This window comes from Chryseobacterium sp. DZ-32, from assembly GCF_059587025.1.
In genome coordinates, this window is record NZ_JCAIOM010000022.1 from 52,127 (window position 1) to 63,382 (window position 11,256).

10 protein-coding genes are annotated in these 11,256 nt (G+C 35.6%); all 10 read right to left on the minus strand.

Annotation, left to right across the window (positions count from 1 at the left end):
• Positions 1–25: 25 nt before the first annotated feature.
• Genes AC59HC_RS20180 through AC59HC_RS20225 form a run of 10 tightly spaced genes read right to left on the minus strand, consistent with a single transcriptional unit; the run spans position 26 to position 11,230 of the window.
• The gene (locus AC59HC_RS20180; RefSeq protein ID WP_202841024.1) at positions 26–667 is read right to left on the minus strand and encodes an LbetaH domain-containing protein; all 642 of its coding nucleotides are present in this window, start codon (positions 665–667) and stop codon (positions 26–28) included.
• Positions 657–1,613, minus strand: a complete 957-nt coding sequence (locus AC59HC_RS20185) for an NAD-dependent epimerase/dehydratase family protein (protein WP_120232066.1) — start codon at positions 1,611–1,613, stop codon at positions 657–659. Before AC59HC_RS20185 ends, AC59HC_RS20180 begins: the two co-directional genes overlap by 11 nt.
• Before the next feature lie 32 nt (positions 1,614–1,645).
• Positions 1,646–2,752 carry a DegT/DnrJ/EryC1/StrS family aminotransferase gene (locus AC59HC_RS20190; RefSeq protein ID WP_343639513.1) on the minus strand — a complete coding sequence of 369 codons (1,107 nt, stop codon included), beginning with the start codon at positions 2,750–2,752 and terminating at the stop codon, positions 1,646–1,648.
• Between the two features lie 2 nt (positions 2,753–2,754).
• Entirely contained in the window at positions 2,755–3,768 is a 1,014-nt protein-coding gene (locus AC59HC_RS20195) for a Gfo/Idh/MocA family protein (protein ID WP_411413552.1), read from the minus strand.
• Between the two features lie 8 nt (positions 3,769–3,776).
• Positions 3,777–4,349 (minus strand): acyltransferase, encoded by a 573-nt coding sequence (locus AC59HC_RS20200; protein WP_202841031.1) that lies wholly within the window; start codon positions 4,347–4,349, stop codon positions 3,777–3,779.
• A gap of 12 nt (positions 4,350–4,361) precedes the next feature.
• Positions 4,362–5,486, minus strand: coding sequence for a DegT/DnrJ/EryC1/StrS family aminotransferase (locus AC59HC_RS20205; RefSeq protein ID WP_496559236.1), 1,125 nt, complete (start codon positions 5,484–5,486; stop codon positions 4,362–4,364).
• A 31-nt stretch (positions 5,487–5,517) separates the two neighbouring features.
• Positions 5,518–6,708: an L-2-hydroxyglutarate oxidase gene (gene lhgO, locus AC59HC_RS20210; protein ID WP_202841035.1), complete on the minus strand. Its 1,191-nt coding sequence runs from the start codon at positions 6,706–6,708 to the stop codon at positions 5,518–5,520.
• 6 nt (positions 6,709–6,714) lie between these two features.
• Entirely contained in the window at positions 6,715–8,010 is a 1,296-nt protein-coding gene (locus AC59HC_RS20215) for a nucleotide sugar dehydrogenase (protein WP_202841036.1), read from the minus strand.
• The gene (locus tag AC59HC_RS20220; protein WP_202841038.1) at positions 8,010–10,400 is read right to left on the minus strand and encodes a GumC family protein; all 2,391 of its coding nucleotides are present in this window, start codon (positions 10,398–10,400) and stop codon (positions 8,010–8,012) included. Before AC59HC_RS20220 ends, AC59HC_RS20215 begins: the two co-directional genes overlap by 1 nt.
• 8 nt (positions 10,401–10,408) lie before the next feature.
• Positions 10,409–11,230 (minus strand): polysaccharide biosynthesis/export family protein, encoded by an 822-nt coding sequence (locus AC59HC_RS20225; RefSeq protein WP_202841040.1) that lies wholly within the window; start codon positions 11,228–11,230, stop codon positions 10,409–10,411.
• Positions 11,231–11,256: the final 26 nt, after the last annotated feature.

An 11,256-nucleotide genomic window follows, 5' to 3' on the forward strand; every position in this document is an offset into this window, starting at 1 on the left:
ATTTTATGTTTCATAAATCTCCTATTTAGTCTGATTTCTCAGAATATTCCTTTGCAGGATTACCTTTTACCATTTTATTATCTCCAATGTTACCAACCACATTGCTTCCTATACCAATAAGACTTCCATTGCCTATCTTTACTCCATTTCTGAAATTTGAAGAAGCTCCCAAATAACAGTTCTCTCCGATGATGACATCTCCACAAATAGTATTATTCGCTGCAACCAAGGTATAATCCCCGATTTTAGAATCATGATGAACAACAGTATTAGGGAGAATACAAATATGATTTCCTATTTCTGCGTTTGCAGTAGCTACAACTCCGGCCATAATAAGGACGTTTTTTCCTACCTTTACATTCCTTCCGATAACAGCTTTAGGATGGATAAGTGTTGTAAATCTGTCAGTCTCTATTTCAAGCCCATCAATTATTTGCTTTCTTTTTTTATAAGAATCAGGACTGCCATTGACAGCCAGGACTTTAGCTTCAGGAAATTCCTGAAATGCCTCTCTGCTATAAATTTTAATGCCATACTGTTCCGTTCCGATCATCGAAGGATTATCAGAAATAAAACCTATACAACACTGCTCTTCAGACAGACAGTCTAATGCCTCAATACCAGTCCCGCTATAAGGAAATATTAATATTTCTTCTTTAGTTTTCAATAGATTTAAAGTATTCAGCTGTTCTTAAAATACCTTCTTCAAGATCTACTTTTGCTTCAAAGCCTAAAATTTCTTTTGATTTTGCTACACTTGGGATTCTCATTTCAATGTCAGCACTAAGAGCATCTTTGAAGATGATTTTACTGTTGCTCTTCAGTACTCTGCATACAGATTCAGCTAAACCTAATGTTGTAATAACCGTTCTCTGGTTACCTAGGTTAAAGCTTTCTCCGATAGCTTTCGGATCTTCAATACATCTGATCAGGCAGTCTACAAAATCATCAACAAAGCACCAGGCTCTGATTGCCGTACCGTCTCCATAGATATAGATATCTTCATTTTTAAGCGCTTTTTTGATGAAAATCTGTAAAGCACCTTCCCCGGTTTGTCCAGGACCATATACGTTGAAAGGTCTTACAGTAACCACCGGAAGTTTATGCTGCTTGTAATACGCGTGAGCCAAATGTTCTCCGGCAAGCTTACTTACTGCATATACCCATCTTGCTTCTCCTACGCTTCCTGCAACCGCAGTGTCTTCTTCTCTACTTTTGAAAGCGTGGCTACCAAAAATTTCAGAAGTACTGAAGTCTACAAATCTGTCTTTTATTCCATTTATTTTTGCTGCTTCCAACGCATTCGCAGTTCCGATCATGTTTACGCTCATTGTTCTTACCGGATCTTTGATTACAGTATCAATACCTGCAATACCTGCTGCGTGAACAACAACGTCAGCACCTTTCATGCTTTCTGTTAAAAATGCTAAGTCTAAAACATCTCCTTTGATGACCGTCAAATTCTGGTGATTTGCTAACCCGCTTGAACTTAATGTATCTCTGTGAAAGTTATCATACACCACAATTTTATTATTCTCTATGTAATGTTTAATCAGAGTATTGGCAATAAATCCTGCACCTCCGGTGATAAAAATCGTTTTGTTAGTTATCATTTTAAATAAATTTTTTTTGATTCGTTATATCGTTATATTTTGTTGACTATTTGCGAGATTTTGAAGACTGTATCTTCTGTCAGTTTTTCATACAATGGTAAGGCAATTCCCTTAGAATATGCCCTGTAAGCATTCGGGAACTTTTCTCTATAATCCAGATTGTATTTGTCTGCATAGTATTTCATAGCAGGAATACATTGAGCTCCGTAGTTTGCCCCAATTTTATTACTTCTTAAAAATTCAAGCACTTCATTTTGCTGTAAACTGTCGTCGATTAAGACGTGAAAAGTCTGCCATGTATGGTTTCTTCCTTCAGGCACTACAGGTAATGTGATCTTTGGGTTATTAATTTCAGATAGATACACCTCTGCCAAAGTTTGTTTCATCGTAAGGATATTATCCAGTCTCTGGATCTGGCTGTGAGCCAGTGCTGCCTGAAAGTCCGTCATTCTATAGTTGTATCCTGCTTCTACAAATTCCATTCTGCCATCCTGCATTTCAATACCATGATTTCTAAGTATTCTTACCTTAGCTGAATACCCGGGATTATTCGTTGTCAGAATTCCTCCTTCACCGCTGGTAATACTTTTACGTGGATGTAATGAGAATGAACCGAAATCACCAAATGTCCCTACTTTTTTGTTATTCTGAGTTGCTCCCAAAGCACATGCAGCATCTTCAATAACATACAGATTATGCTCGCGGGCAATATCCATTACACTTTCTATGTCGCAGGCTAAACCAAACTCATGAACAGGGATAATAGCTTTTGTATTCGGAGTAATAACTTCTTTTATTTTATTGACATCAATATTAAATGTATTTTCATCAATATCTACAAAAATACATTTTGCGCCTACCAGTTCCACTACATTAGCTGTAGCCACATAACTGAATGCAGGAACAATGACTTCATCACCAGCACCAATTCCTAATGTAATTAATGCCAGGTGCAAAGTAGAAGTTCCGTTACTCAGAGCTGAAGCATATTCTGCTCCCAAATAATCAGAGAAGAAGGTTTCTAATAAACCAACATTCTCTCCCTGCACCAGCATTCCTGATTTTAAAACATCCACAACACGGTTAATATCTGTTTCATTAATATCCGGGCTTGCCAGCGGAACAAAATTTGACAACATAATTATTTTTTTAATTGATAAATCCTTTCAATAATATCTACTACTTTCAACCCTTCCAAAGCATTTGTTGTAATAGTATTTCGTCCTTTTAACACGTCTACTACATTTTCAATAATGTAGTGATGGTTGGCTGCAGAGCCTTTGTATGCGCCATAATCATTTCCAGGGTTTGTAGGTGGTAATTCTGGCATTACATAATCTTTCACATTGCATACCTCCACTTTATCCATATATTGGCCGCCAATTTTTATAGCACCGTTCTCTGCAATAATTGTCATTGAACTTTCAAGGTTTTGATTCCATACTGAAGTAGAATAGTTTAATGCTCCCATCCCACCGTTTACGAAATCGAAACTAATAAATCCTGAGTCTTCAAAATCTGTAAGAGTCTGATGATTAAAATCTGCAAATTTTGCCTGTATATTGGTAATATCACCGAAAAGCCAATACATAATATCGATAAAATGAGAAAACTGTGTAAATAATGTTCCTCCATCCAGATTTTTCTTTCCGTGCCATGACTCCGGCTTATAATATCTGTCATCACGATTCCAGTAGCAATTAAGCTGAACCATGTATATTTCACCCAATTTTCCGTTTTCTACCATACCTTTCACCCAAGCAGAAGGTGGAGAATAACGGTTTTGCATTACCGCAAAAACCTGTTTGTGTTTGTGCAAAGCCTGGAAAATAAGTTTTTCCGCATCCTGCTTGTTCAAAGTCATTGGTTTTTCCACTACAATATGCTTTCCGGCATCAATGGCTTTATAAGATTGTTCAAAGTGGAATCCGTTGGGAGAAGCGATATTGATAACATCTGCTTCTATCCCTGATTTCAAAAATTCATCTAACGATGCAAAGAAAGGAACATCGTAGCTTTCAATTCCTAAAGCAGCTTTATCCTTTATGTCTATAAGAGCTACAAGCTCACATTCTGAATTTCTTGTGATCATCTCGGCATGTCTCTTGCCAATATGTCCGCAGCCCACTACTGCAAATTTTATTTTTTCACTCATTTGCATATTTAAATTTTTGAAACTTTATTATTTTCTAATTTATATTTTTCTCCACTTTCTTCACAAACGGCAATATTATCTGCATCAAACTGAAGTTTATGCCCGAATTCGCTCATCCAACCCATTTGTCTGGCAGGGTTTCCCACTACCAATGCATAATCCGGAACTTCTTTTGTAACCACAGCTCCTGCACCGATAAAAGCGTACTGACCTATATTGTGCCCGCAAACGATAGTTGCATTAGCACCGATGGAGGCACCTTTTCCAACATGAGTCTTCAGATATTCATTTTTTCTGTTTACTGCACTTCTGGGATTTATCACATTGGTAAAAACCATTGAAGGACCTAAGAAAACGTCATCATCACATGTTACTCCTTCATAGATGGAAACATTATTCTGAACTTTTACATTTTTCCCCAAAACGACTTTAGGTGAAATGACAACATTCTGTCCAATATTGCATTTTTCGCCCAAAATGCAACCTGTCATCAGATGTGAAAAGTGCCAAATTTTGGTTCCGTTTCCTATTTGACATCCATCGTCAATAACGGCCGTTTCGTGTGCAAAAAAATCCGACATATCTGCTTTATATTAATTAAAATAATTCTTAATTTCTGTAATAATAATATCCAGTACTTCCTGATCAAATTCTGTATGTACAGGAAGAGAGATTACTTCTTTGCAAAGCTTCTCTGTAACCGGAAGACTAAAACCTTCTTTCACATATTGAAGAAAAGCTTCCTGTTTGTAAAGAGGCAAAGGATAATATATCATACTTGGAATACTCTTTTCTGCCAGATATTTTTGTAATCCATCTCTTTTTCCATTTTTCACTCTAAGGGTATACTGATGAAATACATGGGTAGAATTCGCAGCTCTTTTAGGAGTTTGAATTTCTGATATACCAGCAAGATTTGCATCATAATAATCCGCCATTCTGTTTCTGGAAGCTGAATACTCATCCAAATGCTTAAGCTTAACTTTCAATACAGCAGCCTGTATGGTATCCAATCTTGAGTTACAGCCTAAAACTTTATGATAGTATTTCTTTTCCTGTCCGTGATTGGCAATCATTCTGATTTTGAAAGCCAGTTCATCATCATTCGTCATCAATGCACCTCCATCGCCATAACATCCAAGGTTTTTTGATGGAAAAAACGAAGTACATCCGATATGTCCGATAGTTCCCGTTTTTTTTACAGTTCCATCTGAAAATGTATAATCAGAGCCTATTGCCTGAGCGTTATCTTCTATAACAAAAAGGTTGTGTTTTTCTGCAAATTTAAGAATTTGTTCCATATCAGCACTTTGGCCATATAAATGAACAGGAACAATCGCTTTGGTATTGGGGGTAAGATATTTTTCAAGACCTTCCAGCTGTATATCAAAAGTATCTTCATTTACATCTACCATTACAGGTTTTAATCCTAAAAGACCAATAACTTCAGCAGTCGCTACGTAGGTGAAAGCAGGGCAGATTATTTCATCTCCAGGCTGCAGATTAAAGGCCATCATGGCAATCTGAAGAGCATCTGTTCCGTTAGCACATGGAATCACATGTTTTACTCCCAGATATTTTTCAAAATCCTGTTGAAATTCTTTTACAGCAGGACCATTAATAAATGCAGTATTATCAATACATTCTTGAATACTAATATCTACCTCTTGTTTTATTTTCAGGTACTGACCTTTAAGGTCAACCATTTGAATTTTCATATTTTAGTTTTTTGAGTGGATATAAAGTGTTTTAACTTATAATAAGTTCACTAATTTTATTTCCTATAGAAAGGCAAGATGTAGCCGCCGGAGAAGGAGCATTTCTAACATGAATAATATTTCCGTTTTTCACGATGTCAAAATCATCAATCAATCCTCCATTTCTGTCACAAGCCTGTGCTCTAACTCCTGAACCTCCTGATAAAAGATCATTCTCCTGTATTTCCGGTAGAAGTTTCTGAAGTGCTTTTGTAAATGCAGATTTGGAAAGTGAACGGTACATTTCTCCCATTCCCGTTTTACCATATTTTGCTACAATTTTTCTAAATCCTGGCCATAGCATGGTTTGCATGGTTTCATTGAAATTGAAATCGAAAAAATGGTATCCTTCTTTTTTGAAGGCCAGAACAGCATTAGGGCCGGCTTCAATATTACCGTCAATCATTCTGGTAAAGTGAACACCGAGAAATGGAAAACTGGGGTCAGGTACCGGGTAAATAAGATGTTTTACCAGGTATTTTTTTTCATCCTTGATTTTATAATATTCTCCCCTGAAAGGAATAATGACCACATCATTTTTTTCATTGGTCATTTTGGTTATCTTATCAGAATATAATCCTGCACAGGAAATAAGTTTTTTGGTCTTAAACTCGGAAATATTAGTGCTGACAATAATTTCAGATCCTTTATCAATAATGTTTTTTACTTCATTATTAAATCTTACTTCACCTCCTGATTCTTCAAAAAGTTCTTTTATTTTTTTTGCGATTCCAGGATAGTCGATAATTCCGGTTTGTGGAACTTTAATTGCTTTTACGCCTTCACAGTGGGGTTCAATTTCGCGAAATTCTTCTCTGGAAAGATATTTTAAATCCTGAAGTCCGTTTTCAACTCCTCTTTTATATATATTATCTAAAAGGGGTAATTCTTCCTGTGAAGTAGCTACAATTATTTTTCCGCAAAGATCATATCGTATGCCGTATTTCTCAGCAAAGTTAATAACGGAATTATACCCTTCGATACAGTTTTTAGCTTTAAGGCTTCCCGGTTTGTAATAAATCCCGCTATGAATTACTCCACTGTTATGTCCCGATTGGTGCAATGCCACATCGTTTTCTTTTTCCAAAATGAGAATCTTAGAATCAGGATTTTTCAGCTTAGTCTGATAGGCTGTAGCCAATCCTACCAGACCTGCACCAATGATTATAATATCATAGCTCATGATCTTTTATAATCTTGCATCAACCAGATTTCTGTCTAAACATGCTTTGGTATCAAAAACCACTGCATTTTCTTTTTTAAGCAGATCCAGATCCATTTCCAGGAACTCATTATGAGATACTGCAATCACTAAAGAATCATACTTTTTACCTTCCTGAAGAACGTCAAGAATATCAATTCCATATTCGTGCTTTACTTCTTCTTTGCTTGCCCACGGATCATAAATATCAACATTTACTCCGAAATCAGCAAGTTCTCTATAGATATCTACAACTTTAGTATTTCTGACATCCGGACAGTTTTCTTTGAATGTAACTCCTAAAATCAGCGCATTCGAATTTTTGATCACTCCTCCTTTTGCAATCAGAAGCTTCACTACTTTAGCAGCCACAAACTTTGCAATAGAATCGTTTACTCGTCTTCCAGATAAGATCACATCTGGATGATATCCCAGCTGTTCCGCTTTGTGTGCAAGATAATAAGGATCTACGGAAATACAGTGTCCTCCCACCAATCCTGGTTTATACTTAAGGAAATTATATTTTGTTCCTGCAGCTTCCAATACATCATTCGTATCGATACCTACCCTATCAAAGATTAATGCTAATTCGTTAACAAAAGAAATATTAACATCTCTCTGTGCATTTTCAATAGCTTTTGAAGCTTCTGCAACTTTAATACTAGGTGCTTTATGAGTTCCGGCTGTAATGATTTTCTTATATAGATTATCTACTTCTTCGGCAATCTTTTCTGTAGAACCTGAAGTTACTTTTTTAACACTGGTAAGCGTATTTACCTTATCTCCCGGATTAATTCTTTCCGGAGAGTAGCCTACAAAAAAGTCTTCATTAAACTTAAGTCCTGAATATTTTTCAAGAACCGGCACACATTCTTCTTCTGTACACCCAGGAAAAACTGTAGATTCATAAATAACAATATCATCTTTTTTAATAATTTCTCCCAACATTTTTGAGGCCGAAATCAATGGATTAAGATCGGGAGCATTATATTTATCAATAGGGGTAGGAACTGTTACAATGAAAACATTAGCTTCAGCAATATCAGATAACTGGCTTGTTGCTTTATAACCTAAAGAGCCATTAGATTCCCTGTATTTTTTCAGTCCGTTATTTAATTTATCAACATCAGCTTCAAGCGTTATATCCTTTCCGTTATTAAGCTGATCAACACGCTGTGTATTGATATCAAATCCAAAGACAGGATAATGATCTGCAAATTCAAGAGATAAAGGAAGACCTACATAACCCTGGCCTATAACCGCTATTTTATATGTTGTTGCCATTAACTAAATTTATTTTTTATTTTTTGAAACCAAGATTGTTCTGTATGCTGGTTATAGCCATAACCGTATTTGTTACTATATCCTAAATTTTCTCTGCTTACATCATTAAGAACAAATCCTACATTTCTGATTTTTTTCTGATCAATATTTCGGTTGGCAAATTCCAATAATGCCTTTTCTGTGTATTTAGATCTGGAAACATAAATGGTTACATCAGAAAGTTCAGCAATAAGGAAAGTATCTGTTACAAGAAGCAATGGCGCAGTATCAAGAATAATATATTCATATTTTTCTTTCAATTCCGTCAGAAGAATTTCATAACGGCCGTTAGATAGCAATTCTGTCGGGTTCGGTGGAATCATTCCTGAATAAATTACATCCAGATAAGGATTAAAAGATGATACATGAATAATGTCTTCAAGTTTAGTATCGTCATTGTAAAGATACTCCGTAAGCCCGGCAAGTCCTTTTCTGGCAGGATTATATCTCTGAAGCTGCGGGTTTCTGATATCAGACCCTATGATAATTGCTTTTTTCTTAGGATTGGCTAATGTTAAAGCCAAGTTTACAGATGTGAATGTTTTCCCTTCTCCTTTTACCGTTGAAGTAACAAATACTATTTTTCCTTTTTTCTCTTTTGAAAGCATGAAATTCATATTGGTAATAAGAATTCTGAATGCTTCCGCCATAGGAGTAATATCATTCATTTTAACAATCTCAGAGTCTCCTTTTTCAAGACTTGGCAGTTCTGCAATAATAGGTGCATGTACCAGCTTTTCAAGATCGTGTTTTGTAACAACCTTATTGTTGAAAATAGTAGATAAATAAATAATCAAAAATGGAATTAATAGTCCCAAAAACAATGATGAAATAAGGACAATCTTTCTGTTAGGTGCAATAGGGCTTGATGACGCGTATGCTTTATCTATTATTCTTGCTTTAGGTGCAGTAATAGATTCAGCAATTGCTGTTTCTTCTCTCTTTTGAAGTAATAACAAGTATAAATTCTCCTTAATCTGCTGCTGTCTTTCAATACTTCTGAACATTTTTTCAATAGAAGGAAGTTTAGATATTTTATCTGAAACTTTATTCTGCTCACCAAGATATTCATTTCTTGCCAGCTCAAGACCTGTTTTGTTTCTCTGCAAACTCTGCTCAATAGATTGACGCATTGTGTTGATCTGTTTGGTAATATCTACCACTGTTGGGTTTTCTACAGTTGCAGACTCTAAAAACCTGTTTCTCTGAAGAACCAGCTGGTTGTAAGTAGCAATTCCTGCAATAGCTTCAGGGTTTTTCAGTCCTACATTGGAAGGTAAAGCCTGATACTGACCCTGTTTATTTACAAAACTGATCAAAGCATTAGTAAGTTCCAGCTGCGCATCTACATCAAGCTGTTTTTCTCTTGCTGCGGCAGAACTTTCCAGGCTTATTTTTGCTTCTGTTTCAAGATCTGTAAGGTTATTTTTGGATTTAAATATTTCTTTTTGACTTTCTACATCCCCAAGTTCTCCAGTAAGTCTTTTAATTCTGTCTTCAATAAAGTCCAATGTCTTTTTAGATTCAGAATTCTTATCTAAAATAGCGTCATTGTTATATGCTACAACCAAAGCATTAAGTACATCTTCCGCTTTTGTAATTTGTGGATAGCTCATATCCAATTTTAATACAGTAGCATCCTTATTAATTAAGCTAACCGCAAGCATGCTTTGCAGCATGTCTACTTTTGCATCTACTGTTGAAATGTAAAGTTCAAGATCATTCAGATTTACTTTTTTTAAAGCAGCCGGATTATATTTATCATTTTTAGTGATAATAATATTGGCAAAGGGAAGACCTATTGTCTTACCATAACCGGTAATAATTTCTTTTTGAGGTTCGTCTGTACTTACTATTAGTTTTTCCCCCTCTATTTTTAGCAGAACAGGAGTAGAAATCCCCCCCGGTTTTTCATTAATTACCCTTACTTCAATCGGTGAGGTATCTTTATAGAGTTCAATTTTTCTAAGTTTAGACTTTGCAAAAATATCGGTCTGAAGGTTTTTATTAATGACTACTTCTTTCATTAGTCTTTTTGACTTCAGCATCTCAATTTCATTAGCAATACTGTTTGTTTTCAGACCACCTAAATTCGAAAAGTCTGGTAAAACACCCAAATCATTATTTATGGGAGACGAGGAGTTTTTAGCATCTTTTACAAGTACTGTTGTCTGTACATTGTAAACAGGAGTCATAAACTTCAATGCAATATAGCCAATTACCAAAGCAATAAAGGCACTCAGAGCAAACCACGGCCATTTTCTTAAATAGGGCTTTACTATTTCATTAATATCAATATTCCTTGAACTATTTTCTACTTCTAAAGGTGCTGAAGACTGTTGGGTGTTCATTAATTTTTTTATTTCTTAAATAAACTTATTACTACTGCTATTGCTGTGATAGCTATAGAAGCTGCCGTAAGGTAAAGAGTTGTATTGGGATTCTGTTTTGCTAAAACATCTTTGGTATTACTTGAGGAAACAATAATGGCATCCCCTTGCTTCAGGTTGTAATAAGGAGAATTAATGAGATTGGCATCCCGAATATTAATACGGCCATGAGAAACAACACCATTTTCTGTTCTGATTACCAATATGTCTTCTCTTTTCCCATATTGCGTCAGGTCACCAGCCATACCTAATGCATTTAAAATAGTTGCCTGCCCGCTTGCTATAGTATAGTCTCCCTGTCTGCTGACTTCTCCAAGTACTGTAACTTTAAAATTTGAGAGCCTGATATTAATTGTTGGGTTAATAACATATCTCGTCATTTTTTCTCTAAGTTCGTCTTTAAAAGCGGTCAGACTTTTATCCGATGTATTCAGTTTACCTAATATAGGGAAGTCGATATCTCCATTTGCATCTACAATATAAGTTGGTCCTGAAATTACTGTTGATCCCTGATTAGGAGTATTTCCGCCGGCCATTGCATTTGTCTGGATAAGTTCTGAGGAAGAATAATTCTGATTAAAAGGCTTTACAACATCCATATCTTTTGCAGTGATCAGAATAACCAACTGATCTCCCACCTGGATTGTGTTTGCTGAATTTTTCGCAGATGCATTAATTGCGACCTGTTCTATATTCTGCATATAATTTAAATCATTCTTAGCATTGGGGTTCACTTTGCAGGAAATCACCAAAGAGGACACCAATACTAATGTTAATATTTTTCCTTTCATTATCTTGTTAAATTGTGCAAATATAC

Bases quoted from the DNA above. Each gene is read 5' to 3' on its own strand.
- AC59HC_RS20185 (WP_120232066.1), bottom strand. From the start codon at position 1,613: ATGATAACTAACAAAACGATTTTTATCACCGGAGGTGCAGGATTTATT.
- AC59HC_RS20190 (WP_343639513.1), bottom strand. From the start codon at position 2,752: ATGTTGTCAAATTTTGTTCCGCTGGCAAGCCCGGATATTAATGAAACA.
- AC59HC_RS20195 (WP_411413552.1), bottom strand. From the start codon at position 3,768: ATGAGTGAAAAAATAAAATTTGCAGTAGTGGGCTGCGGACATATTGGC.
- AC59HC_RS20200 (WP_202841031.1), bottom strand. From the start codon at position 4,349: ATGTCGGATTTTTTTGCACACGAAACGGCCGTTATTGACGATGGATGT.
- AC59HC_RS20205 (WP_496559236.1), bottom strand. From the start codon at position 5,486: ATGAAAATTCAAATGGTTGACCTTAAAGGTCAGTACCTGAAAATAAAA.
- lhgO (WP_202841035.1), bottom strand. From the start codon at position 6,708: ATGAGCTATGATATTATAATCATTGGTGCAGGTCTGGTAGGATTGGCT.
- AC59HC_RS20215 (WP_202841036.1), bottom strand. From the start codon at position 8,010: ATGGCAACAACATATAAAATAGCGGTTATAGGCCAGGGTTATGTAGGT.
- AC59HC_RS20220 (WP_202841038.1), bottom strand. From the start codon at position 10,400: ATGAACACCCAACAGTCTTCAGCACCTTTAGAAGTAGAAAATAGTTCA.
- AC59HC_RS20225 (WP_202841040.1), bottom strand. From the start codon at position 11,230: ATGAAAGGAAAAATATTAACATTAGTATTGGTGTCCTCTTTGGTGATT.